Source organism: Streptomyces sp. NPDC001663 (assembly GCF_042893105.1).
Lineage (GTDB): Bacteria > Actinomycetota > Actinomycetes > Streptomycetales > Streptomycetaceae > Streptomyces.
Map to the genome: position 1 here is coordinate 28,022 of NZ_JBIAUR010000007.1, position 22,747 is coordinate 50,768.

The 22,747-nt window shown below is 71.3% G+C and carries 22 protein-coding genes; 9 read left to right on the plus strand and 13 right to left on the minus strand.

Annotated features, from left to right (window positions below):
* Positions 1-213: 213 nt before the first annotated feature.
* From ACFY1L_RS22595 to ACFY1L_RS22615, 5 genes are read right to left on the minus strand one after another with little or no spacing between them, the layout of a single operon-like run.
* On the minus strand, positions 214-1,011 hold the full coding sequence (locus ACFY1L_RS22595) for an ABC transporter permease (RefSeq protein ID WP_388827023.1): 798 nt from the start codon (positions 1,009-1,011) through the stop codon (positions 214-216).
* The gene (locus ACFY1L_RS22600) at positions 1,008-1,826 is read right to left on the minus strand and encodes a hypothetical protein (RefSeq protein ID WP_388827026.1); all 819 of its coding nucleotides are present in this window, start codon (positions 1,824-1,826) and stop codon (positions 1,008-1,010) included. The genes ACFY1L_RS22595 and ACFY1L_RS22600 overlap by 4 nt, the downstream gene beginning before the upstream one ends.
* The gene (locus tag ACFY1L_RS22605) at positions 1,823-2,788 is read right to left on the minus strand and encodes a hypothetical protein (protein ID WP_388827029.1); all 966 of its coding nucleotides are present in this window, start codon (positions 2,786-2,788) and stop codon (positions 1,823-1,825) included. Before ACFY1L_RS22605 ends, ACFY1L_RS22600 begins: the two co-directional genes overlap by 4 nt.
* Entirely contained in the window at positions 2,785-3,687 is a 903-nt protein-coding gene (locus tag ACFY1L_RS22610; protein ID WP_388827032.1) for an ABC transporter ATP-binding protein, read from the minus strand. The genes ACFY1L_RS22605 and ACFY1L_RS22610 overlap by 4 nt, the downstream gene beginning before the upstream one ends.
* The gene (locus ACFY1L_RS22615) at positions 3,684-4,082 is read right to left on the minus strand and encodes a GntR family transcriptional regulator (RefSeq protein ID WP_361274404.1); all 399 of its coding nucleotides are present in this window, start codon (positions 4,080-4,082) and stop codon (positions 3,684-3,686) included. Before ACFY1L_RS22615 ends, ACFY1L_RS22610 begins: the two co-directional genes overlap by 4 nt.
* A gap of 124 nt (positions 4,083-4,206) precedes the next feature.
* Between ACFY1L_RS22615 and ACFY1L_RS22620 the strand changes: the two genes are divergently transcribed.
* The 5 genes from ACFY1L_RS22620 to ACFY1L_RS22640 are packed head-to-tail and all read left to right on the plus strand — an operon-like array spanning position 4,207 to position 8,585.
* Positions 4,207-4,746, plus strand: a complete 540-nt coding sequence (locus tag ACFY1L_RS22620; RefSeq protein ID WP_388827036.1) for an RNA polymerase sigma factor — start codon at positions 4,207-4,209, stop codon at positions 4,744-4,746.
* Positions 4,743-5,564 (plus strand): zf-HC2 domain-containing protein, encoded by an 822-nt coding sequence (locus ACFY1L_RS22625; RefSeq protein ID WP_388827039.1) that lies wholly within the window; start codon positions 4,743-4,745, stop codon positions 5,562-5,564. The genes ACFY1L_RS22620 and ACFY1L_RS22625 overlap by 4 nt, the downstream gene beginning before the upstream one ends.
* Positions 5,561-6,424, plus strand: coding sequence for an ABC transporter ATP-binding protein (locus tag ACFY1L_RS22630; RefSeq protein ID WP_388827042.1), 864 nt, complete (start codon positions 5,561-5,563; stop codon positions 6,422-6,424). Before ACFY1L_RS22625 ends, ACFY1L_RS22630 begins: the two co-directional genes overlap by 4 nt.
* Positions 6,421-7,956 (plus strand): ABC transporter permease, encoded by a 1,536-nt coding sequence (locus tag ACFY1L_RS22635; RefSeq protein WP_388827045.1) that lies wholly within the window; start codon positions 6,421-6,423, stop codon positions 7,954-7,956. The genes ACFY1L_RS22630 and ACFY1L_RS22635 overlap by 4 nt, the downstream gene beginning before the upstream one ends.
* On the plus strand, positions 7,944-8,585 hold the full coding sequence (locus ACFY1L_RS22640) for an ABC transporter (protein WP_388827048.1): 642 nt from the start codon (positions 7,944-7,946) through the stop codon (positions 8,583-8,585). Before ACFY1L_RS22635 ends, ACFY1L_RS22640 begins: the two co-directional genes overlap by 13 nt.
* A gap of 96 nt (positions 8,586-8,681) precedes the next feature.
* On the opposite strand, the gene mshD is transcribed toward ACFY1L_RS22640, so the two are convergent.
* The gene (gene mshD, locus ACFY1L_RS22645) at positions 8,682-9,608 is read right to left on the minus strand and encodes a mycothiol synthase (protein ID WP_388827051.1); all 927 of its coding nucleotides are present in this window, start codon (positions 9,606-9,608) and stop codon (positions 8,682-8,684) included.
* A 181-nt stretch (positions 9,609-9,789) separates the two neighbouring features.
* Here mshD and ACFY1L_RS22650 point away from each other — a divergent pair, with 181 nt between their 5' ends.
* The 4 genes from ACFY1L_RS22650 (at position 9,790) to ACFY1L_RS22665 (ending at position 15,265) form a co-directional block, all read left to right on the plus strand.
* Positions 9,790-11,589 (plus strand): bifunctional metallophosphatase/5'-nucleotidase, encoded by a 1,800-nt coding sequence (locus tag ACFY1L_RS22650; protein WP_388827054.1) that lies wholly within the window; start codon positions 9,790-9,792, stop codon positions 11,587-11,589.
* Positions 11,590-11,647: 58 nt separating this feature from the next.
* Positions 11,648-12,823: a DUF2993 domain-containing protein gene (locus tag ACFY1L_RS22655; protein ID WP_388827057.1), complete on the plus strand. Its 1,176-nt coding sequence runs from the start codon at positions 11,648-11,650 to the stop codon at positions 12,821-12,823.
* 432 nt (positions 12,824-13,255) lie between these two features.
* Positions 13,256-13,381, plus strand: coding sequence for a hypothetical protein (locus ACFY1L_RS22660; protein ID WP_388827060.1), 126 nt, complete (start codon positions 13,256-13,258; stop codon positions 13,379-13,381).
* A 99-nt stretch (positions 13,382-13,480) separates the two neighbouring features.
* Positions 13,481-15,265 carry an ABC transporter ATP-binding protein gene (locus tag ACFY1L_RS22665; protein ID WP_388827063.1) on the plus strand — a complete coding sequence of 595 codons (1,785 nt, stop codon included), beginning with the start codon at positions 13,481-13,483 and terminating at the stop codon, positions 15,263-15,265.
* On the opposite strand, the gene ACFY1L_RS22670 is transcribed toward ACFY1L_RS22665, so the two are convergent.
* The 7 genes from ACFY1L_RS22670 to ACFY1L_RS22700 all read right to left on the minus strand — a co-directional run bounded on the left by ACFY1L_RS22670 (position 15,255) and on the right by ACFY1L_RS22700 (position 22,732).
* Positions 15,255-15,965 carry a response regulator transcription factor gene (locus ACFY1L_RS22670; RefSeq protein ID WP_388827066.1) on the minus strand — a complete coding sequence of 237 codons (711 nt, stop codon included), beginning with the start codon at positions 15,963-15,965 and terminating at the stop codon, positions 15,255-15,257. The genes ACFY1L_RS22665 and ACFY1L_RS22670 overlap by 11 nt on opposite strands.
* A gap of 55 nt (positions 15,966-16,020) precedes the next feature.
* A complete protein-coding gene (locus ACFY1L_RS22675; protein WP_388827069.1) occupies positions 16,021-16,761 on the minus strand; it encodes a PH domain-containing protein in 741 nt (246 codons plus the stop codon).
* An 84-nt stretch (positions 16,762-16,845) separates the two neighbouring features.
* On the minus strand, positions 16,846-18,900 hold the full coding sequence (locus tag ACFY1L_RS22680) for a pectinesterase family protein (RefSeq protein WP_388827072.1): 2,055 nt from the start codon (positions 18,898-18,900) through the stop codon (positions 16,846-16,848).
* Positions 18,901-19,058: 158 nt separating this feature from the next.
* Positions 19,059-20,507, minus strand: coding sequence for an ATP-binding protein (locus ACFY1L_RS22685; RefSeq protein ID WP_388827075.1), 1,449 nt, complete (start codon positions 20,505-20,507; stop codon positions 19,059-19,061).
* Entirely contained in the window at positions 20,504-21,241 is a 738-nt protein-coding gene (locus tag ACFY1L_RS22690) for a response regulator transcription factor (RefSeq protein ID WP_361274443.1), read from the minus strand. The genes ACFY1L_RS22685 and ACFY1L_RS22690 overlap by 4 nt, the downstream gene beginning before the upstream one ends.
* Positions 21,242-21,380: 139 nt before the next feature.
* Positions 21,381-21,581, minus strand: a complete 201-nt coding sequence (locus ACFY1L_RS22695) for a hypothetical protein (protein WP_388827078.1) — start codon at positions 21,579-21,581, stop codon at positions 21,381-21,383.
* A gap of 29 nt (positions 21,582-21,610) precedes the next feature.
* The gene (locus ACFY1L_RS22700) at positions 21,611-22,732 is read right to left on the minus strand and encodes a S1C family serine protease (protein ID WP_388827081.1); all 1,122 of its coding nucleotides are present in this window, start codon (positions 22,730-22,732) and stop codon (positions 21,611-21,613) included.
* Positions 22,733-22,747 lie beyond the last annotated feature (15 nt).

Below are 22,747 nucleotides of genomic sequence, written 5' to 3' on the forward strand. Positions count from 1 at the left end.
GGGGGGCGGCGAAGGTTCCGGCACGGCGGGCGTCATTGGCCGAGCGTCGCAAGCTCGTCTGAACCGTTGGTTACGGGGACATGGCGTGCGGGATATCTGGGGGCGGCTCCCGGGCGTCCACGTCGGCGGGACCGACGTAACAGCCTGCTGGGAGCCGCCCCGAGAATACGTACGTCCATCCCCCCGTGGAAGGACGTACGCGCATCGGATGCCTCACACGGCGCTGCGGCGCAGCAGCCGGAAGGCGATCACCACGGCCGCGGCCGCGACGACGGCGGCGAGGGCGAGGCGGGTCTCAACGAGCCCGAGCGGCCAGAAGTGGGACTCGGGGTACTCGTAGCGGAGGTAGCCGGGCGTGACGAGGACGGCTTCCGTACCCGCGACGGCGGCGAACAGCGCGGGCAGGGACCGGCCGAGGAGCAGCCCCGCGAGGGCGCCGACGGTGAGGCCGAGGAGGGGGTGTGCCAGAGCGAGGGCGCCGTCGAGCGGGAAGTCCGTGGCGTCGCGCCATTGCCAGTCGTACGGGAACGGCGTCGCCGTGGCCATCAGATGGTGCAGCAGGACGAGGACCGCGCTGCCGACGGTGATCAGCGCGGCGGGCAGCGCGAGCTTGGCGGTGAGCCAGCGGGCGGGCGAGACGCTCTGGGTCCAGGCGAGGCGTGCGGTGCCGGACTCCAGTTCGCGGCCGGTCAGTGCGGCGCCCGCCCAGGCGGCGATCGGCAGCGGGAGCACCGCGATGACGGCCTCGGCGAGGGTGCGGGCCCGGTAGTAGTCCACGATCGGGCTGCTCCACGTGCAGGGCACCCCCGGGCCGCAGGTCCGCAGCCACTCGGCGTGCGCCGCGTCGTCGCCCGGGCCGTGGGCCCACAGCAGGAGGGCCGAGGTCAGGGCGACCAGGACGGCCCAGGTGATCAGGGCCGGGCGGTGCAGCCGGAGGAGGACGGCCGGGAGGCCACGGCTTCCCCCGGCGACCGGTGCCATGGCCGGCGCCTTGATGCCTAGCGCGGTCATGCGAGCGACTCCTTGCGGGGCGTGCGGGCGGTGCGGTGCCCGAGGACGAGGAAGGCGGCGGTGGTCGCGAGGGCGGCGATGGTGAGGAGGATGCCGGTCTCCACGAGGTTCATGGGCCAGAAGTGGGACTGCGGGTGGTGGTTGGCGTACTGGCCGTTGCCGTCCGTCGGCCAGAGGTCCTCGCGGTGCGGCTCCATGTACTGGTTCAGCGCGATCATCAGGGCGACGGCGACAGCGAGCGCGGGCAGTGAGCGGCTCAGTACGACGGCGGCGAGCGCGCCGACCGCGAGGGCGCACAGGGACCACGCCACCACGGCCGGGCCGCGGGCGGCGAAGACGTCGTTGAAGGTCCAGTCGTCGCCCATCAGGTCCCGGTTCGCCGACCAGGCCCAGCGGAAGACTGGGACGAACAGCGCGCCGCCGAGGACGAGCACCAGCGCGGGCACGGCGAGCTTCGTGGCCAGCCAGCGGGCCGGGCTCACGCCCTGGGTCCAGGCCAGGCGCGCGGTGCCGTTCTCCAGTTCGCGGCCGATCAGCGCGGAGCCCGCCCAGGCGGCGACGGCCCAGAAGCTGTAGTAGACGACCGTGCTGATCCAGCCCATGGGCTCGGTGTAGTCGCGGGTCGCCAGGAAAGCCGAGCAGAAGCCCGTGTCGGGCTTGCAGGTGGCCGCCTGCGCACGCGCGTCGGGTGCGGTGACCTTGTTCAGCCACACCAGATACGCGACGGCGCCCACGATGAACGCGGCCCACACGATCAGCGCCGTGCGGTGCACCCGCACGACGGCGCGCGCGGTGCCGGTGGCGAGGGCGGTCATGCGGCGGACTCCGTGCGGGCTGCCCGGGTGCGGCGGGGCAGGAGGCGGAAGGCGAGGACCGTCGCGAGGGCGGCCACGGCCAGGACGATGCCGGTCTCCACGAGGTGCAGGGGCCAGTAGTGGGACTGGGGGTGGTAGACGGAGTAGTAGCCGGTGATGTCCAGGTCGGCGGCGCACCGCTTGACCTGGGCGGGCTGGCCCTCGCACGGCGAGCTGCCGTTGTAGGCGACGCGGTGGCCGTTCTGGATGGTGCCGTTCTCCACCTGCCATGCGTGCCTGGGCCACAGGAGTTCGTTCGCCGAGACTCGGGTCACCGACGGCCAGAGGCGTGCGCGGTAGTTCTGCAGGACGACGCTCAGCACCCCCATCGCGGCGAGGGAGACGCCCAGGGCGGGCAGTGCGCGGCGCAGCAGGAGCGCGGTGAGGGTGCCGACGGCGAGGGCGCACAGGGCGTAGGCGACCGTTGCCGGGCCGCGGGCCACGAAGGTGGCGGCGGAGGTCCAGTCGCCGTCGCGCATGGCGGGGTGTGCGCTCCAGCCCCGGCGGTAGGCCAGGACCAGCGCGGTGGAGCCGAGCGTGACCAGCAGCGCGGGCACCGCGAGCTTGGCGGTCAGCCAGCGGGCGGGTGAGACGCTCTGCGTCCACGCCAACTGCGCCGTACCGGACTCCAGTTCGCGGCCGACCAGCGAGGCGCCCGCCCAGGCGGCCACGCCGAGGAAGCTGTAGCTGACGAGCACGGCGACCCATGCCGTGCGCTGGCTGTAGTGCAGCATGCTCAGGAGGTTGCAGGTCTCGTGATGGTCGCAGTAGGCCCGCTCCTTCTCGCCCGCGCTCGACGTCACCGTGTTCAGCCAGACCAGCCAGCCGATCACGGCGGCGACGAACACACCCCACACGATCAGCGCCGGGCGGTGCAGCCGCAGGACCGTCCGGGGCAGCCCCGGCAGCGGGAGCGCGCTCACAGCGCGGCCTTCTCGTGCTCGGCCGGGGTCGTGCCCGGGGCCTCGGGGTTGCGCAGGTAGGACAGGACGAGCTCCTCCAGGGAGGGGCTGCTCGTGCGCAGGCCGTCCGGGAGCGGGCCGGAGGGGCGGATCAGGGCGGACAGCTGGCGACCGGTCGTACGGGACTCGACGACGGTGTGCGGTTCGAGGGAGGTCTGCGCGAGGCCGGACACGCGTACGTGGGCCGCGAGCAGGTCGTCGATCTCGCCGGCGAGGCGGACGCGGCCGCCGCCTATCAGCAGCAAGTGGTCGCAGGAGCCCTCGAGTTCGGCGACCACGTGCGAGGACATCACGATCGTCGTGCCGTACTGCGCGGCCTGCGCCATCAGCACGCCCATCAGCTCGTGCCGGGCCAGCGGGTCGAGGTCGGCCATCGGCTCGTCCAGGAGCAGCAGTTCGGGCCGCTTGGCGAGGGCGAGGGCGAGCGCGACGCGGGTGCGCTGGCCACCGGAGAGGGCGCGGATCCTCGACTTGGGGTCGAGGCCGCCGTCGGCCACGATCCGCTCGGCGACGGCCGCGTCCCAGCGGCCGGGGTTGAGGTCGGCGCCCATGTGCAAGGTCGCGGCGACCGTGAGCTGTGGGTACAGCGGCTTGTCCTGTGCGACGAAGCCGACGCGGGGGCGGGCCGAGGCCGGGTCCGTGCCGAGGACGGTGACCTTGCCCTCGGTCGGCACCAGCAGTCCGGCGGCGAGGGCGAGCAGCGTGGACTTGCCCGCGCCGTTCGGGCCGACGACGGCGCACACGCGGCCCGCGGGCAGCCGGAAGGCGCAGTCGCGCAGCGCCCAGCGGGACCTCCGCAGCCCGCCGAAGCGCTTGCCCACAGCGGCCGCCTCCAGGGCGAGGCCGGCGGTGTCCGTCATGAGGGGTCCCCCTGGCTGTGCTTGTCAAAGTGCTTCTCGAGTACGGCGGTGAAGAGTGCGGCCACGTCGTCCCGGTCCAGGCCGGCCTCGCGGGCCCGCGCGGCCCAGGCGTCCAGCTCGCCGTGGAGCGGGGACTCGGCCGGGGCGGTGCCCAGGGAGCGCCGGACGAAGGTGCCCAGGCCCCGGCGGGCCTCGACCAGGCCCTCGCGTTCCAGCTCCCGGTAGGCCTTCAGGACGGTGTTCGGGTTGATGGCGGTCGCCTCGACCACCTCGCGGGCTGTGGGCAGCTTGTCTCCCGGCTCCAGGAGGCCCAGACGGAGGGCCTGCTTGGTCTGCTGCACGATCTGGACGTAGGTGGCGACGCCGGAGCGCCGGTCGATGCGGTACTCGACCACGCCTGCAACCACCCTTTCACTAATTGAGTAGTGAAAGGGTGGTTGAAGAGGCCTGAGAAAGTCAAGAGCGAAAGTCGCGAGAGATCGTGTGAACCGATCCGTGGGGCCGGTCCGATGAGGAGACGTGAGCGAAACGAGAAGCGACGGTGAGCTGCTGCGGGCCGCCGCGGACGGGGACCGGCGCGCCTTCGAGGAGCTGTACCGGCGGTACGCGCCGTGGCTGACCGCCCGGCTGCGCGGCCGGTGCGCCGACGCCGGTGTGGTCGACGACGTCGTACAGGAGACGTTCCTCGCGATCTGGCGGGGCAAGGCCCGCTATCACGAGGACGGGGATGTGGCCGGGTGGCTGTGGCGCATCGGCTCGCGGCGGCTGATCGACGCGCTGCGCGGCGACGGGGCACGGGGGCGGCTGCGGCAGACGCTGGCGCGGCTGCGGCACCGGGACGAGGTGTCCGCGGAGGAGCGTGTGCTCGCGGGGGTGGAGCACGGGGACCTCGCGGGCGCCCTCGTCCGGCTGTCACCGGAGCTGCGCGCGGTGCTGCAGGCCACGGTCATCGACGGGCTGACCACCCGGGAGGCGGCCGTCCTGCTCGGGATACCGCCGGGGACGGTCAAGACGCGGGCGATGCGGGCCCGCAAGCAACTGCGGGAGGCGCTGGCATGACTTGGCATGTCGACACGGAAGATCTACGGGCCTACGCCCAGGGCGAGTTGGCGCCACCCATGCTGTGGTCGGCCGACACGCACCTCACCGCGTGTGCACGGTGCCGGGGTGTGCTCGCCGAGGTCGGCGACCCCGTCTCCCTCGACGCCGGCTGGGAACGGCTGGACGCCGAACTCGACGCCCCCCGGCCGGGGTTGTTCGAGCGGCTGCTGCTGCGGATCGGCGTCGCCGACCACATCGCGCGGCTGCTGTCGGCCACGCCCGTGCTGCGCCGCTCCTGGCTGGGCGCGGTCGTCGCGGTGCTGGTCATGTCCGTCCTGGCCGCCCAGATCGCGGACTCGCCCGCGCTCTTCCTCGCCCTCGCGCCGCTGCTGCCCCTCGCCGGGGTCGCGCTCTCGTACGGGCCCGCGCTGGACCCGACGTACGAGATGGCGGTCGTCGCCCCCGTGCACGGGTTCAAGCTGCTGATGATCCGCACGGTCGCCGTCCTCGCCGCCGGGCTGGGCCTCGACGGCCTCGCGACCCTCGCCCTGCCCGGCTTCGGCCTGCGCGCCCTGGCCTGGCTGCTGCCCGCGCTCGCGCTCACCTCGACCGGCCTCGCTCTCACCGCGCGGCTCGGCCCGGTGCTCGCGCCGTCGCTGGTCGGCGGGGCGTGGGTGGCGCTGCTGCTGGCGGCCCACGCCCACGACGCCACGGCGACGCTCGTGCCGTTCACCGCGGCCGGCCAGGGGGTGGCGGCGGGGGTCGCCGCGCTCGCGGGCGGGCTGCTCTTCCTCGTACGTGACCGATTCGACCGCTTCCAGGGGACCGCCGTATGACTCCCACCGTTTCCGCCTCCGGGCTCAGCCTCCGCTACGGCGGGACCCGTGCCCTCGACGACGTGTCGCTGCGGCTGACCCAGGGCGTCACCGGGCTGCTCGGGCCCAACGGGGCCGGAAAGACCACCCTGTTGAGGGTGCTGGCCACCGCCGTGCCCGCGGACCGGGGTGCCTTCACCGTGCTCGGACACGACCCCGGCACGACGGCCGGCCGGCAGGAGGTGCGGCGCCGGCTCGGCTATCTGCCGCAGACGCCCGGCTTCCACCCGGACTTCACGGCCTTCGAGTTCGTCGACTACGTGGCGATCCTGAAGGAGCTGACCGATCGGGGCGCACGTCATCGCGAGGTGCGGCGCGTGCTGGACGAGGTCGCCCTCGCCGACGTACGCGCAAAGCGCATCAAGAAGCTGTCCGGCGGGATGCGGCAGCGGGTCGCGCTCGCGGCCGCGCTGGTCGGCGACCCGGGGTTCCTGGTCCTCGACGAGCCGACGGTCGGCCTCGACCCCGAACAGCGCATGCGCTTCCGGGAGTTGATCGCGCAGGCGGGAGAGGGCCGGACGGTTCTGCTCTCCACCCACCAGACCGAGGACGTGGCGATGCTCTGCCACCGCGTGCTGGTGATGGCCGGCGGCAGCATCCGCTTCGACGGCACACCCGCCGAGCTGACCGAGCGGGCAGCCGGCCGGGTGTGGAGCAGCACGGAACGCGACCCCGACGCGAAGGCGGGCTGGCGCACCGGCACCGGCTCCTTCCGCAACGTCGGCAATCCGCCGGACGGCGCCGACCTGCTCGAACCCACCCTGGAGGACGGCTACTTGCTCACCCTCGACGACGCCGGGGCGGAGGTGGCGGCGGTATGAGCGCGGTACTGGAGACGACGGCCCCGCCCGTCGCACGGGACGAGCAGCGCAGGCCGTGGGCGGCCGTGATCGCGCTCGCCCGCTTCGAGGCACGCCAACAGCTGTGGTTCTTCCCGGTGTTCGCGACCCTGCTGCTCTACATCGGCTACACCGTCTGGCAGTTGGGCTTCCCGAACGACGGCATGGACGCCTTCCCGGCCCTCCAGGACGCCGACCGGGCGACCCAGTCCGGGCCGATGCTGCTGGGCGTCGCGCTGTTCGTCTGCGTCAACCGGGCCGCGCTGCGCGACCGCCGGCGGGGCACCGACCGGCAGTTCGACGTGCTTCCGATGGAGCTGTGGCGGCGCACCCTCGCGCACGTCCTGTCCGTCGTCCCGTATGCGGCGCTCACCGCGCTGATCGTGCTCGGCGAGTTCACCTGGCAGGCGCTCAGGCCGGGCGCGGTGGGCCACGGCTCGCCGGCCGAACTGGCCGTCGGCCCCCTGTACGTGCTGCTGTCCGGCACCCTCGGCGTCCTGGCCGCCCGGCTGGTCCCGTCCTCCTTCGCGGCCCCGCTGCTCGTCCTCGCCCTCTTCACCGGCAGCGTCCTCGTCTCGGCGGGCACGGGGGGCGCGGAGTGGTCCCGCTGGCTGTCGCCGATCGTGAGCGAGATCAGCCACGACACCCTCCCCTCGGACCTGATCGGACGGCCCGCCGCCTGGCACGCGCTCTACCTGACCGGGCTGGTCCTCCTGGTGGCCGTCGGCGCCGTGCTGGCGGGCGGCGGACGGACCCGGGTCCTGACGGCGGGCCTCGCGGGCGCGCTGGCGCTCACACTGGCCGGTGCGGTGGGCCAGTCGGGCGGTGTCTCGCCGGAGTTGACGGCCGCCCGGGAGCGGGCCTCGTTCAGCCCGGAGAAGGAGCAGACCTGTGTGCGCGAGGGCGGGTCGACGTACTGCGCCTTCCCCGAGTGGACGGTGCGCACGGGCACATGGGCGGGGGTCGTGCACGAGGTGCAGTCGCTGTCCGGCGGCACCGCGCACACCCAGCCCCTCCTCGTACGGCAGCGCATCGAGGCCCGCTACGGCCTGGACGGCGACGCCGCGATCGCCCCGTCGACCACCCCGCACCAGGTGACCGTCGGCCCCGCATGGGGCGGCAACCGCGTCCCCGAGTTCTCGGCCGCCGTCGCCTCCGTGCTGGTCGCGGGCAACGAGAAGGCGGCGGGCGAACTGTGCGACGGCCGCATGGTGACCGTCATGTGGCTCGCCCTGTCCTGGCAGGACCACCCGATGCAGTCCCTGCGCAACGTCCGCCTCGACGACAGCGTCACCGGCTCGGCGATCGTCCTGGCACCGACGGACCCGCTGAGCATGACGGCGGCCCAGACGGATGTCGTACGGCAGTTGCTGGGCAAGGGACGTGACGAGGTCGGGGCACGGGTGAAGGCGCACTGGGCCGAGCTCACGGCGCCGAAGCTGACGACGGCACGGGCGGCGGAGCTGCTGGGGGTCCCGGTGCCGAAGGGAGCGATGGACAAGTGCGAGGCGTGATACGGGAGTTGACGCCCCCGGTCTGCCGCACCCTGCCCTGGCGGGCGTTGGCCGTCGGCAGCGGCCTGGGTCTGCTGCTCGCCGCGATGCCCCGTCTGTCGGACAGTGCCCTCGCAGGCTGGCCGCCCCTCACCCTCCTCCGCACCGCCGCCCTCGCCCACGCCCTGTCCCTCACGTTCCTCCTGGACGACCCGGCCCGGCACACCACCGCGGCGGTGCCGACCCGGCGGGCGCTGCGCACCGGCATCCGGCTCGCGCTCGTCGTCCCGCTCACCGCGCTGTGGTGGACGGCCGCACTCCTCCTCGTCCCGTCGGACACACGGCCCCCGACGTTGGGCATCACCCTGGAGGCGGCGGCGACGTGCGCGCTGGCGCTGGCTGCGGGGGCGGCCGCGATCCGCCTGACGGACGAGCCCCGGCCGGGCCCCTCGGTGGCGGCGGCCCTGCTCTTCACGGCCATCATGGCCCCGCTGCTCCTGCCGGAGCGGTGGCAGCTGTTCGTCTGGCCGCAGGACAAGCGATGGGAGGCGGCGCACGAGAGGTGGGCGTGGCTGCTGGCGGGGGCGGTGGTGGCGCTGGGGGTGTGCTTGCCGGAGCCGGTGCGGCGCTTTCAGCCCGTCCGGCGTTAGAGGACGAGGCCGCAGGCCGATGGGGGTCTGGGGGTGTAGCCCCAGGGACGCGCACCCCCACGCACCCGCACAGAATCCCGCCCGACCGCCGGAGGCTCACGTCTCCGTGCGGTACATCAGATCCGTCTCGTACGTCGTGAACCCGAGCCGCTCGTAGACCGACACCGCCGCCTTGTTGTCGGCGTCGACGTACAGCATCGCCGTGGGCAGGCCCTGGGCCTCCAGGTGGCGCAGCCCGATCGTGGTGAGGGCCTTGCCCAGCCCCCCGCCCTGCGCGCCCGGCCGCACGCCGAGGACGTACACCTCGCCCAGCCGCTCGGCCGCGTGGACCTTCGTCCAGTGGAAGCCGACGAGTTCGGCGCCGCGGAAGGCGAGGAAGAAGCCCGCCGGGTCGAACCACGGTTCGGCCTTGCGGTCGTCGAGGTCGCGTTGGGTGAGGGAGCCCTGCTCGGGGTGGTGGGCGAAGGCCGCGGCGTTCACGGCGAGCCAGGCGGTGTCGTCCTGACCGGGGACGAAGGTGCGGACGGTGACGTCCAGGGGGAGCACCGGCTCCGGCAGGTTCAGGTCCGCCAACGGGCGCCGCATCTGCCGCAGTTCGCGGAACAGGGTCAGGCCCAGAACCTGCGCGAGGTGCCGCGCCGCCGAGTGGCCCCCGTGCGCCCACACCCGCAGCCGCTTGCCGGACGCCGCGAGCAGGGCCGAGCCCAGCGCCCGCCCGTGACCGTGGCCCCGGTGCGCCGGGTGGACGACCAGCTCGGCGGCCGGCGCCTCCACCGGGTCGGTGTCCTCCAGCTGCGCGTAGCCGACGAGTTCGTCGCCGACGCTGAGGAGGAGATGCGAGACGCCCTCGCGTTCTCCGCCGCGCAGCTGCAGCCGGCCTTGCTCGGACACCGCCTGCTGCCCGTCGCTGAGGGCGGCGTCCCCCAGCAGTGCGAGCACGGCCTCGGTCTGCTCGGGGGCGAGCGCGGAGTAGGTCTCGATGGAGCGGGTCCGTCCCGCGTGTGCGGTGTCGTCGCTGGTCATGCGTACGAGGGTAAGGGGCGCGCCCGGCAAAGTGGGGGCACGGGGCGAACGGAACAGAAAGGCAAAGCGGAGGGCAAAGGGAAACCGGGATGTAACCAAGAAACCCCTGTTGTGCTACGCGCGTTGACCCTAGGCTGCGCCGGACGGGGCCATGACATTCAGCAGACCCACAGGGGGGCGCATGCCAGCCACTTCCCAGCCGTATCCGCGCCGCAGACGGACCTACCGTCTCATCGCCGCAGCCGCCGGTCTCGCCACCGCCGGCGCCCTCGCCGCCGCGCTTCCCGCGGACGCGCACGAGAGCAAGCCGGGGGGCCACCTCCCGAGCCGCTACCAGGACGTACAGCTGCTGTCCTTCAACGACCTGCACGGCAACCTCGAACCGCCGTCGGGCTCGTCCGGCCGCGTCACCGAACTGCAGGCCGACGGCACGACGAAGACGATCGACGCCGGTGGTGTCGAGTACCTCGCGACCCATCTGCGCGAGGCCCGCAAGGGCAAGGCGTACTCCATCACCGCGGCCGGCGGCGACATGGTCGGCGCCTCCCCGCTGATCTCGGGCCTCTTCCACGACGAGCCCACCATCGAGGCGCTGAACAAGCTCGACCTGGACGTCACGTCCGTCGGCAACCACGAGTTCGACGAGGGCGCCAAGGAGCTGGCCCGCCTGCAGAACGGCGGCTGCCACCCGACGGACGGCTGCTACACGGACGAGGAGTTCGAGGGCGCCGACTTCCCGTACCTGGCCGCCAACGTCCTCGACGAGAAGACGAACAAGCCGATCCTCAAGCCGTACTGGGTCTGGAAGAAGAAGGACGTCAGGATCGGCTTCATCGGCGTGACGCTCGAGGACACCCCGGGTGTCGTCTCCGCCGACGGCGTCAAGGGCCTGAAGTTCAAGGACGAGGTCGAGACGATCAACAAGTACGCCAAGGTGCTGCGCGCGCAGGGCGTGAACTCGATCGTGGCGCTGATCCACGAGGGCGGGCTGCCGGCCTCGGGCTCGTACAACTACAACTGCGACTCCCCGGGCGCCGGTGACGGCATATCCGGCCCGATCGTCGACATCGCGAAGAACATCACGCCGTCGGTGGACGCGCTGGTGACGGGCCACACACACGCGGCCTACGTCTGTACCATCCCCGACCCGTCGGGCAAGCCCCGCATGGTCACCTCGGCCGCGTCCTTCGGCCGCCTCTACACGGACACCACGCTGACGTACGACCGCTTCACCGGCGACATCGCCCGTACGTCAGTGAAGTCGGCGAACCACGTGGTCACCCGGACCGTCGCCAAGGCGCCGGACATGACCGAGCTGATCGGCAAGTGGAACACCCTCGCGGCGCCCGTCGGCAACCGCGCGATCGGCTACATCTCGGCGGACATCGCCAACACCGGCACCGAGTCCCCGATGGGCGACCTGATCGCCGACGCGCAGCTGGCGTACGGCAAGGAGCTGGACCCCGAGACCGACCTGGCGCTGATGAACCCAGGCGGTGTGCGGGCCGGACTGACGTACGCGGCCAAGGGCAGTGAGGGCGACGGGGTCGTCACCTACGCCGAGGGCTTCACCGTCCAGCCGTTCTCCAACACGGTGAACCTGCAGGACTTCACGGGCGCTCAGCTGATCCAGGTGCTGAAGGAGCAGGTGAGCGGCACGAACGCCGCCTCGCCGAAGGTCCTGCAGCCGTCCTCGGGTCTGACGTACACCCTGGACCTGACGAAGACCGGGGCGGACCGCGTGGTCACGGACTCCGTCAAGCTCAACGGCACGGCCATCGACCCGGCGGCCACCTACCGCGTCGCGACCAACAGCTTCCTCGCGGGCGGCGGCGACGGTTTCGCCACGCTGGGCCAGGGCACGAACGACCTGGTCGGGTCCGACGACCTGGCGGCGCTGGCGAAGTACCTGACGGCCAACTCCTCGGCCACCAGCCCGATTTCACCGCCGGTGGCGAACCGGATCACGATCGTGAGCTAGATCGCATACCGGAGGTAGAGGTTGCGGGTGGGGGGCGTTCGCATGGTCGGATGGATCGATGCGTGCCCCCCACCACATAACGACGCATCCTGGTACAAACATCAACGACTTCGTTGCGAGTGTCTTTGTCGCAAGTGAGGTCGAGGAAGAAGACGAGCCCTGGGCCCCGCCCAACCACCGCCGCGGCGGCCGCCGCCGCAGGCGAAGCCGCTTCGCGGGCCTCCCGCTCGCGCTGAAGGCGGTGGTGGGCGTCGTCGTCCTCGCCGCCTTCCTCACCCTCGCCGACCGCTGGGCGCTGCTGTACGCCGAGCGCCGGGCCGCCGATGCGCTCAAGGACCGGATGCACCTGAGCGCGGCGCCCGAAGTGGAGATCGACGGCTTCCCCTTCCTCACCCAACTCGCCGACGGCCGACTGAAGTCGGTGAAGGTGACCGTCCCGGACGTCGCGGCCGACCGGGTCTCGCTGGCCCGGGTGACGGCGACCGCGCACGACGTACGGCTGAACGCCCCCGACGGACCGACCTCCGTACGCGGCGCCGGAATTCCCCGCCTCGACGGCGACGTCCTGCTCTCCTTCGACGACCTGAACCGCGAACTCGGCGCGTCCCAGGTGTCGTTCACCGGACACGGCCATGACCGCGTCCTGGCCCGCGGCACGCTCCCCGTGGCCGGACACGACCTGCGGCTGCGCGCCGACGCCCGGATCCGCCGCGACGGCGACCGCGCCATCGCCACGCAGATCGGCGGGATGCGGCTGGACATAGGGGACCTGGCGACCTACCGGCCCGGCGTGCGCGCCTCCGAGGGCCTCCATCTCACCCGCGCCTCCGCCGCGCGGCTCGCGCACGAGACCGGCAAGGCCAAGGCGCTGTTCGCCGTTCCGTCGGTCGTACGGCGGCTCGGTGTGCCCGACTCCGCCGTGCGCGAGGCACTGCGCTCCGATGCGAAGCTGGCGCGGGTGACCGGCTCGCCGCGCTTCGTCCACCGGGCCATGCGGCTCAACCTGATCGACCTGGCCCTGGAACACCCGGCACTGCTGAAGCGGCTCGGCTTCGACCCGGCCCTCCTGGACGCCCTGCCCCGGCTCACCCGCCCCGTCCTCGCCGACCAGCTGTCCCTGGGCTTCCGGCTGCCCAAGCCGCAGCGCGGGGAACTGCGTCTGCGGGACGTGCGGGTGCAGAAGGACGGGATCAGGGTGCGGATCGAGGGCTCGGGGCTGGCCGTCGGTCGCTAAAACCTGTGTAAGCGCGGGTTCGGTTCCGGGATTCGCATGAGAGTTTATTTTCAGAGGCAACTCACATCGATCCTTATTGAGGTCTAAGGCGAAAAGGCTTTTTTGCCTGCGGGAATGCCGTAGTGTTTTCCATGTCGAAAGCGAATGACGCGAACGGCAACCAACGACGCGAAAGCGAAGGAGAACACGATGAGCTTCCACAAGATCGCCCCGGTGAAGAAGGCCCACAAGCCCGCCCCGGCCCCGAGGAAGAAGGCCCCGAAGAAGCCCCTTCCGGCCCCGAAGCGCCGCCCGGTCGGCCACAAGTAAGCCCGACGTAAAACCAGCCTGAGTCAAGAACAAGAATTCAGAGTTCACCGAAGTAAATCACAGGCAATTGCAGCAGATCGGTAGAAGGACTGTTGCAGAACCGCAGCAAAGAGGGACACAGACATGAGCTTCCACAAGATCGCCCCGGTCAAGAAGAGCAACTGCAAGAAGGCCGCCCCGGCCCCCAAGAAGAAGGCGCCGAAGAAGCCCGCCGCTCCGAAGCGCCGCCCCGTCGGCCACCAGGGCTGAGGCACGCCACGAGGCGGGGTCACCGGTTGGCCGAGCGAGCGCTCGCGCCGGTGGCCCCGCCTCGGCCATGTCCGGCGCCACCAAAGGGAGTTGTTGACCATGAGAGAGGTCCGCGAGGCCTTCCGCCGTTTCTGGCCGCTGACCCGCGGCGACCGCAAGTGGCTCGCGGCGATCGTCGCGTGCGTGGTGGTGTCCGCGCTCGCGGAGACCGCCTCGATCCTGCTGTTCGCCGAGCTCACCGACAACGCCCTGGCGGCCGGTTCGCTCTCCGCCTTCTGGGGCCCGGCCGGCGCCTGGCTGGGCGTCGCCGCGCTCGGCGCACTCGTCGGCTACCTCGGCAACTCGCTCGCCACCTGGACCGCGGAGAGATTCGTCCTGCGCCTGCGGGCAGGCGTCTTCCGGCACGTCCAGGGCCTGCCGCCGCACTTCTTCCAGAGGCACCGCCAGGGCGACCTGGTCGAACGCCTCACGGGTGACGTCGAGGCCATCGAGCAGATGGTGGTGTCCGGAGTCGTCGGCACGGTCGCCGCCGCCTTCTCCGCCGTCTTCTACTCCGCGGCCGCCCTCTACCTGCGCTGGGACCTGGCCCTGGCCACCTTCGTCCTCGCGCCCCTGTTCCTGCTCGCCGCCCGCCGCTTCTCCGGCCGTATCAGGACGGCTTCCCAGGACGAGCGGGTCGCCGACGGCGCGATCACCTCGGTGGTCGAGGAGTCGCTCGGCAACGTGGTGCTGACCCAGGCCTACAACCGCCGCGCGGACGAGGAGAAGCGGCTCGACGTCGAAGCCCGTGCCTGGATGAAGGCGAGCGTGCGCGGTGCCCGGCTCAGCGAGATGTACGAGCAGTTCGTCGAGGTCGTCGAGACACTGTGCGTGCTGGCCGTGATCGGCCTGGGCGTCTGGGAGATCTCCGCGGGCCGTATGACCCTCGGCCAGCTCCTCGCCTTCGCCGCCTTCATCGGCTACCTCTACCCGCCGGTCCGCAACCTCGGCCAGCTCGGGCTCACCCTCACCGCCGCCACGGCGGGAGCCCAGCGCCTGAACGAGATCCTGGACACCCGGCCCTCGGTCACCGATCCCGCCGAACCGGTCGCCGAATGGCCCGTGCGCGGCTGGCTCGGCCTGCACAACGTGTCCTTCCGCTACCCGGAGTCCCGCCGCGCATCCCTGCGCGACGTGTCCTTCACCGCGGGCCCCGGCGAACTCGTGATCGTCACCGGCCCGAGCGGCGCCGGCAAGTCGACCCTGTCGAAACTGCTCACCCGCTTCTACGACCCCGCCCAGGGCACGATCACCCTGGACGGCGTCCCGCTCACCGACGTACGGCTGGAGTTCCTGCGCGAGAACGTGGCGCTGCTGCCCCAGGAGACGCTGATCCTCAACGGCACCATCCGCGAGAACATCGAGTGCGGGCGCCCCGGCGCGAGCGACGAGGAGATCGAGCGGGCGGCGCAGGAAGCGGCCGCGCACAACTTCATCACCGCACTCCCCGAGGGCTACGACACCCACATCGCACCCGGCACGGCCGCCCTCTCCGGCGGCCAGCTGCAGCGCATCGCCATCGCCCGCGCGATGCGGCGCTCCGCACCGGTCCTCGTCCTGGACGAACCGACCGCGGGCCTGGACGCGGTGGCCGCCCGTCAGGTGGTGACCCCGTTGCGCAAGCTGATGGCGGGCCGTACGACGATCATGATCACGCACGACCTGAGCCTCGCGCCGGACGCGGACAAGATCCTCGTAGTGGACCGCGGACGCCTCGTGGAGGCGGGCACCCACAAGGAACTGGTCGCGCAGGGCGGCGCCTACGCGGCACTCGCCGAGCCGCTGCCGGACGCGGTGGCCGACGTACCGCAGGCGACGGACGAGACGATGATCCTCAGGTGGTAGCCCTGAGGGTGTAACCGAGCCCCCGCACGGTCTGGATGAGCCGCGGTTCGCCGCGGCTCTCCAGCTTTCGCCGCAGGTACATGACGTACACGTCGAGGGTGTTGGAGGCGGGCTCGAAGTCGAACCCCCAGACGTCATGCAGGATCTGCGTCCTGCTGAGCACCTTGGCCGGGTGCCGCATCAGGTACTCCAGCAGGCAGTACTCGGTCTTGGTGAGGTCGAGCGGCCGGCCGCGCCGGGTGACGACGCGGGTGCGCGGGTCCATCACGACGTCCTGGTAGGCGAGCCGGTCGTCGGCCCTGGGGGCCTCGGCGGTCGTCCGGGGCGCGCGCCGCAGCAGGGCCCGCACCCGGGCAAGCAGCTCCTCGATCGCGAAGGGCTTCATCAGGTAGTCGTCGGCGCCGTTGTCGAGGGCGACGATCCGGTCGCCGACCGCGTCCCGCCCGGTGATCATCAGGATCGGAACGGTGCACCCGGAGGCCCTGATCCGCCGCGTCGCCGCCAGCCCGTCGAGTCCGGGCATGGTGACGTCCATCAGCACGAGATCGGGGGCGTCCTCGGCCATTCCGACCAGGTCGATGACGGTACGTCCGTCCCCGGCGAGGAGGGTGTCGTACCCCTCGAACCGGAGCAGCCGCCCGACGCCTTCCCTCAGGTCCTCGTCGTCGTCGGCCAGCAGAACCGTTGTCTTCCGCGCCATGTGAACACGGTGTGGTGACGGGCTGTGCCGGAGCTGGCAGACGGATATGAGTGGACTACGGCTGCTGTGCGAGGGAGCGCGGGGGACGAGCGGTCCAGTACCGCTGGAGGCCGGTGCCGAAAACGCCGAAAAAGGCCAGCGGCACGCACACGAGCAGCAGGAACGGGTGCTCCGGCCGTCCGACCGCGACCTGCCAGAGATCGACCGCGTACATGGCGAACAGCACCGCGAGCGTGCTGTACGCGGCCCAGGTCCACGCCTTGCGCCCCGCGGCCCGCCGCACGATCCGCTCCTCGACCTGAGGACGCCGTTCCCAGGCGAGGCTGCGGTACGGGGCGGCGGCCAGGCACAGCGCCGAGACCTCCGCGAACGGGTCGTCCAGCTGCCAGTCGTCGAGGTGCGGGAGCCGGAAGCGGCGGCCCTCCATGTCGTAGAGATGAGTGAGCCACTGGGGGGCCAACCGGCCCGAGCCGCGCGGGGACGGCTGCACCCGGATGTCGTACACCTCGTGCCAGGCCCAGGTGTGTGACCGCAGGGGCCACTGTGCGGTGATGCCGACGGCCGTGACGCGGGTGTGCGCCCGGTACTGCTCCAGCGTGGCCCGGACCGCGGCCGCCACCACGAGCAGCGCGGTCGCCCCCGACGCCCAGATCTGCAGGCCGCCGTGGTCGCGACCGCTCTGGAGACGGCCGGTCTGGAGGAGGGCGTTCAGCATCACCGCGCCCAGCAGGAGCAGGTACGCCCGCGGCAGCTTGCGCCGCTTGCGGTACTCGCGCTCCACACCACCTACGTCCATCGACGGTTCCCCTCCCCAGGCGCACCGAACGGGCGCGCGGCTGGGGAGAGCGTAGAACCGCTCTCTGTGGGTCCTTCCGGCGGGTCAGGAAGCCGTCGGCGTCCAACCCCCCAGCCAGTCCGCGACCTCCTGGCCCGCGGCCTGCGCGTCGGTCAGCTGGGGCCGGTCGCTGCTCGCCGCGCCCGAACCCGCGCCGGTGTTCTTGTACTCGGCGAAACGGTCGTCCTTCCAGGAGAAGCCGCCCATGTCCGACCAGGGGGTGGACTTGATCGCGGCGCTCAGGCTGGTGCCCCGGACCGTGGTCTGCGGGTCGACCGTGGTGCTGCCGCCCGGGTGCCAGTTGCGGCCGAGGTAGAAGCTCCTCGCGTCCACGTCGCCGTTGACCGTCGAGCTGTTGATCAGGATGCCCTTGCGGTCGGCGGCGGTCGACGGAGCGGTGACATAACCGGCCGACGTACCGTTCCAGCGCTTCTTCAGCGTGATGACGGACTTGTCCACGACGGCCGTCGCCCGCCCGAAGACGAAGTCGACGTTGCCCGTGATGTAGGAGTTGGCGATGTACACCCGGCCGAGCTTGTCCGCGGCCGCGGTCTCCATCTCCAGCGTGTCCTGGTCGCCGTTGACGATGATCCCGTCGAGGAAGATCCGGTCCGCCTGCGTCAGCAGCGCCACCGCCTGGTTGGCGATGTCCTGGTGCGCGGCCTCGTCGAAGTCGTTGGTGACGGTCAGGTTGCGCAGCTGGGAGTCGTCGGACTGCACGGAGACCGTGGCGCTGCCGGGAGTGCCGTAGGTCGACCCGTCGGGCTTCTTCGTCCCCGCCGCGTTGTTGTAGGCGATCACCGTGTCCTTACGGCTGCTGCCCGCACCCTGGACGGTGACGTGCGGCTTGTTCGCCGGGACCTTGACGGTCTCGCGGTACGTGCCCGGCTTGACGGAGATGACGACACGCGAGGAGTTGTTCGCGGGTACGGCGTCCACGGCGGCCTGCACGGTCTTGTACTGCCCGCTGCCGTCCTTGGCGACGGTGAGCGTGGCCGCGGCCGCGGTGGTCGTGGCGGCCGTCGTACCGATCGAACTGCGCGGCCCCGCACCGGACTTGAGCAGACTCGGCACATCGGCGGCCTTGTCGAGCGTGTAGCTGTAGTAGCTCTTCGGATCCCAGGAGGCGCCGGAGCCCCCGCTCTCGTTCTTGCCCGTCGTACTGGAGAAGACGTTGCCGCGCTGGACGAGGGTGGCGGTGGAGTCCCGTACGACCGGGTTGTTGACGCCCTGGAAGTAGGAGTTCTCCAGCAGCATGTTGGTCTTGCCGCGGGAGTAGTTGCCGTAGGAGGACGTGATGTCCGTCCCCGCCACGTCCTCCAGGTAGTTGTTGTAGAGGTGCGCGTGGGCGACGTTGTCGGTCGACGGGTTGCGCTGCTCGGTCTCGCGGATCCAGTTGTGGTGGATCGTGATGTTCGCGGTGACGTTGTCGGTCCAGCCGATGCCGAAGGCCTTGTTGTCCTGGCTGAGCTTGTTCCAGGAGACGGTCAGGTAGCTGGTGTCCTTGCGGCTGTCGATGAGGCCGTCGGCCATGTGCCGGATGTCGTTGTGGTCGATCCAGACGTGATGGGCGCCGTCCATCTGGATGCCGTCGTAGTCGTGGTCCTTGTCGTTCCAAGTGCCCTGGTACGTATCCCGGATGGTGAGGTTCCGGATGATCACGTTGTGGACACCGGAGCCCAGGAAGAAACCACCGCCGACGATCTGCCCGGCCGTCCCCGACCCGACGATGGTCTTGTTGCTCTGGACCTTGATCTCTTTCCCGACCGGATCGATGTTGATCGCCGCGGCCACGACGATGACGTACGGATCGGCGGACGTCGCGTACTTCTCCAGGTCCGCGGCCGTCTTCACGGTGACGGTGTTGCCGTCCCGGCCTCCGTAAGTGCCGTTCTGCCCAAGGGCGTTGACGGAGGCGAAGCCGTCGGCGATGGCGGGGGCGGCGGTCGCGGCGGACGCCGTGTGCTGCGCGTCCGCGCCGAAGAAGCCGAGGTCCGTGCCGTAGGCGAAGGCACCGGCGGCGGTCAGTGCGAGGGGAGCACCGAGGACCAGGGCGGTTCCGCGCCGGCGGTGGCGAGCCTTGCGGGTGCTGTCACTCATGCGGGTTCCGTTCCGTGCGGGGGATGGGCCGCTGAGCAGTCGTCACCCTGCAGGGAAAGGTTGCCGCCCGGAATGAACCGGTGCCGCTCCTCAACTCTCGCGGGTCCCGGCACTCCCGCACCTCGGCCGAACGGCCGACCCCGGCGGCTACGCCTAGGTCACGGCACCTCGGGCGGAGCCGTCGGGGCCCCCGGCAGTCGTACGGTCGCCACCGTGCCGCCGCCGTCCGCGCGGGCCAGGGTGACCTCGCCGCCGGCCTGTTCCACCGTGCGGGCGACGATCGACAGACCCAGGCCCGAGCCGGGGAGGGCGCGGGCGCTCGGGGAGCGCCAGAAGCGGTCGAAGACGTAGGGGAGTTCTTCCTCGGGGATGCCGGGGCCGTGGTCCCGGACGGTCAGGATGCCGCTGCCGAGCTCCACCTCGATCGTGCCGCCCTCCGGGCTGAACTTCACCGCGTTGTCGAGGATGTTGACGATCGCGCGCTCCAGGGCGGAGGGCTCCGCGCGGACGTACCAGGGCTGGAGGTCGGCGTTGATGGTGAGCTCCGGCCCGCGGAGCCGCGCCCGACGCAGGGCCGCCTCGACCGCGTCCTGGAAGGACACCACCTGCACGCGTTCGCCCCGCTGCCCCTCCGACCGCGACAGCTCCTGCAAGTCGCCGATCAGGGAAGCCAGTTCGGTCATCTGCGCCTTGACGGAGGCGAGCAGGGCCTTGCGGTCCTCCGGGGGGATCGGGCGGCCGGTCTCCTCGCTGCGGGTGAGGAGTTCGATGTTGGTGCGGAGGGAGGTCAGGGGGGTGCGCAGTTCGTGACCGGCGTCCGCGATGAGCTGCTGCTGCAAGTCGCGGGAGCTGGCCAGGGACGACGTCATCGAGTTGAAGGAGCGGGAGAGGCGGGCGACCTCGTCCTCGGCGTCGTCCTCGACCGGGATACGGATGCTCAAGTCCTCGGTGCGGGCCACGTGTTCGACGGCCTCGGTGAGCTCGTCGACCGGGCGCAGACCGGCACGGGCGACCGCGAGACCGGCGGCTCCTGCGCCGATTACTCCGATGCCGGAGACGAGGAGGAGGATCAGCGCGAGGTCGTTCAGGGTCTTCTGGGTGCTCTTCAGGGGGACGGCGACGACGATTCCGATGTCGGGGCCGGCCTCCCCTGCGGAGTTGGTGGTGGGGGCCAGGTAACGCGTCATCACGCGCACTTCGGTGCCGTCGTCGGCGGTGCCGTTGCGGAAGTAGAGCTCGCGGACGTTCGCCTTCTTGATCACATCCTTGTCGGCCTGGGTGATTTTGACCGTGCCGACGGAGTCATCGGTGATGCAGACCTTCCCGTTCTCCGTGACCACCTGGGAGTAGGTGTTCCGGAAGAAGCCGGCGGTGTTCTGCGGGTTCTTGGTGCAGTTGATGATGGCGATCTGGGCCTGTTGGATCTGCCCCCCGGGTCCCTTCCCCTTCTGCAGGTCACTGTCGAGCTGCTGGTACAACTTCCCCTGCACGATGAACCAGCAGGTCACCGAAACCGCCGCCACCCCGAACGCCACAGCCGCCGCGACCAGCATCGCGAGCCGCGAGCGGATCGGCAGGGTGCGGAACCGGCGCAGAAGCCTCTTCACTCCGCCCCACCCTGCCGCAACACATACCCCACACCCCGAACCGTGTGCACGAGCCGCGGCTCACCGCCCGCCTCGGTCTTCCGGCGCAGGTACATGACGTACACATCAAGGGAGTTGGACGACGGCTCGAAGTCGAAGCCCCACACCGCCTTCAGGATCTGCTCACGCGTGAGCACCTGGCGCGGATGGGCCATGAACATCTCGAGCAACGTGAACTCGGTACGGGTGAGCTCCACCGGCCGCCCACCCCGCGTCACTTCCCGCGTCGCCAGATCCATCCGCAGGTCGGCGAAGGTCAGCGCCTCGTCCTCCTGAGCCGTACCGGCGACCGCAGCCGCCGCATACGAGCTGCGCCGCAGCAAGGCACGCACGCGCGCGAACAGCTCGTCCAGCTCGAACGGCTTGACCAGGTAGTCGTCCGCGCCGGCGTCCAGCCCCGTCACCCGGTCACCGACCGTGTCCCGCGCCGTCAGCATCAGGATCGGCGTCGTCGTGCCCGCCCCGCGCATACGGCGGGCGGCGGTCAGGCCGTCCATGCGCGGCATCTGGATGTCGAGGACGACCAGGTCGGGCTGGTACGCCGTGGTCTTCTCCAGGGCGTCCGCGCCGTCCACGGCGACTTCGGTGTCGTACCCCTCGAAGGCGAGGCTGCGCTGGAGTGCTTCGCGCACGGCCGGCTCGTCGTCGACGATCAGGATGCGCTGGGGGTCACGGTCGCCATCGGCGGGGCTCATGGGCTTCGGATTCCTCGGGTGCGGTGGGACGACAGGGGGGCCGGCAGTGCGGAACGACCCGGACGTGCCGGACGTACCGACGGCTTTCAGCCTCGCATGTTTCCCTGCGGGCGCGTAAAGAGCGGAGCGCTGAGTGCGATCAGGCGCGCATCGCCGCGACCCGGTTCAACGGCACCTTGCGGCGGTGCGGGCGGGCGGCCGTGGTGCGCAGGCCCATCATCTGCGGGGCCAGCTCCGGCGCCCGGGCCGCCGGGGCGTGCAGTTCGTACGCCACCTCGAGGGCCAGGGCGAGGCCCGCCGGATCGATGCCGGCGACGGTGTGGGAAACCTGCTTGATCATGACGTACTCCCTGCTGGTGAGGTGCGGGGTCAGTTGGTGGAACCGGACCGGAGCGTGGCCAGGTCGGACTTGACGGTGTTGATCGGGATGGCGAAGCCGAGGCCGACGCTGCCGGCGTCCGAGGAGCCCGAGGACGAGGACGAACTGGCCGAGTACATCGCGGAGTTGATGCCGATGATGTTGCCCGCGGCGTCGATCAGCGCGCCGCCGGAGTTGCCCGGGTTGAGGGAGGCGTCCGTCTGGATCGCCTTGTACGTCGTCGTGGACGAACCGGTGTCGCCGTTGAACTGCTGGCCGCCGAAGGAGAACGGCCACTGGCCGTTTCCGCCGCCCTGACCCTGGTCCTGGCTCTGGCCCTCGTCGGTCGCGACGGTCACGTCGCGGTTGAGGGCCGAGACGATGCCGCTGGTGACAGTGCCGCTCAGGCCCTCGGGGGAGCCGATCGCCACGACCGTGTCGCCGACCTGGACGCCGTCGGAGTTGCCGAGGGTCGCCGCCTTCAGGCCGGAGGCGTTCTCCAGCTTGATCAGGGCGAGGTCCTTCTTGCTGTCGGTGCCGACGACCTTCGCGGTGTAGCTCTTGCCGCTGCTGGTCGTCACCTTGATCGACGAGGCGCCGGAGATCACGTGGTTGTTGGTGACGATCTCGCCGTCGCTGGTGATGATCACGCCGGAGCCGGTCGACGAGCCGTTGCTCAGCGTGGCGCTGATCTCCACGACGCTCGGGCTGACGGCCGCGGCGATGGTGGCGACGTCGCCCTTCTTGCTGGACGGCACCACGTTGGTGCTGGTGCTGCTGGAGGCGACGGTGTCGTTGCCGGTCAGCTCCTGTATGCCGTACGCGGTACCGCCACCGATGGCCGCGGCGACGATCGCCACGGCGGCGAGGAGGGCGAGGGGCCCGCGGGTCCGCTTCTTCGGAGCGGGCGCCGGGGCCGCGGGCTCCGCGGGGAGGGCGGGGAGGAGAGCCGTACCGCCGCCGCTGCCGTCACCGCCGTATCCGGAACCCTCGACGGTGACCGGCTGCACGGGCGGCTGCGCCGGCGGGGGCGGCCACGCGGGGTTCACGGGGGCGGAGGCGTGCTGCTGGGCGCCCTGGTACGGGTTCTCGTAGCTCTCGTACTCGCCGCTGCGGCGGAAGCTCTCGGTCATGACAACGAGCTTGTC

Coding starts and splice junctions, on each gene's coding strand:
- ACFY1L_RS22680 (WP_388827072.1), bottom strand. CDS start 18,900: ATGAGTGACAGCACCCGCAAGGCTCGCCACCGCCGGCGCGGAACCGCC.
- ACFY1L_RS22700 (WP_388827081.1), bottom strand. CDS start 22,732: ATGACCGAGAGCTTCCGCCGCAGCGGCGAGTACGAGAGCTACGAGAAC.
- ACFY1L_RS22630 (WP_388827042.1), top strand. CDS start 5,561: ATGACTCCCACCGTTTCCGCCTCCGGGCTCAGCCTCCGCTACGGCGGG.
- ACFY1L_RS22610 (WP_388827032.1), bottom strand. CDS start 3,687: ATGACGGACACCGCCGGCCTCGCCCTGGAGGCGGCCGCTGTGGGCAAG.
- ACFY1L_RS22595 (WP_388827023.1), bottom strand. CDS start 1,011: ATGACCGCGCTAGGCATCAAGGCGCCGGCCATGGCACCGGTCGCCGGG.
- ACFY1L_RS22625 (WP_388827039.1), top strand. CDS start 4,743: ATGACTTGGCATGTCGACACGGAAGATCTACGGGCCTACGCCCAGGGC.
- mshD (WP_388827051.1), bottom strand. CDS start 9,608: ATGACCAGCGACGACACCGCACACGCGGGACGGACCCGCTCCATCGAG.
- ACFY1L_RS22600 (WP_388827026.1), bottom strand. CDS start 1,826: ATGACCGCCCTCGCCACCGGCACCGCGCGCGCCGTCGTGCGGGTGCAC.
- ACFY1L_RS22670 (WP_388827066.1), bottom strand. CDS start 15,965: ATGGCGCGGAAGACAACGGTTCTGCTGGCCGACGACGACGAGGACCTG.
- ACFY1L_RS22655 (WP_388827057.1), top strand. CDS start 11,648: ATGCGTGCCCCCCACCACATAACGACGCATCCTGGTACAAACATCAAC.
- ACFY1L_RS22675 (WP_388827069.1), bottom strand. CDS start 16,761: ATGGACGTAGGTGGTGTGGAGCGCGAGTACCGCAAGCGGCGCAAGCTG.
- ACFY1L_RS22695 (WP_388827078.1), bottom strand. CDS start 21,581: ATGATCAAGCAGGTTTCCCACACCGTCGCCGGCATCGATCCGGCGGGC.
- ACFY1L_RS22660 (WP_388827060.1), top strand. CDS start 13,256: ATGAGCTTCCACAAGATCGCCCCGGTCAAGAAGAGCAACTGCAAGAAG.
- ACFY1L_RS22650 (WP_388827054.1), top strand. CDS start 9,790: ATGCCAGCCACTTCCCAGCCGTATCCGCGCCGCAGACGGACCTACCGT.
- ACFY1L_RS22665 (WP_388827063.1), top strand. CDS start 13,481: ATGAGAGAGGTCCGCGAGGCCTTCCGCCGTTTCTGGCCGCTGACCCGC.
- ACFY1L_RS22690 (WP_361274443.1), bottom strand. CDS start 21,241: ATGAGCCCCGCCGATGGCGACCGTGACCCCCAGCGCATCCTGATCGTC.
- ACFY1L_RS22635 (WP_388827045.1), top strand. CDS start 6,421: ATGAGCGCGGTACTGGAGACGACGGCCCCGCCCGTCGCACGGGACGAG.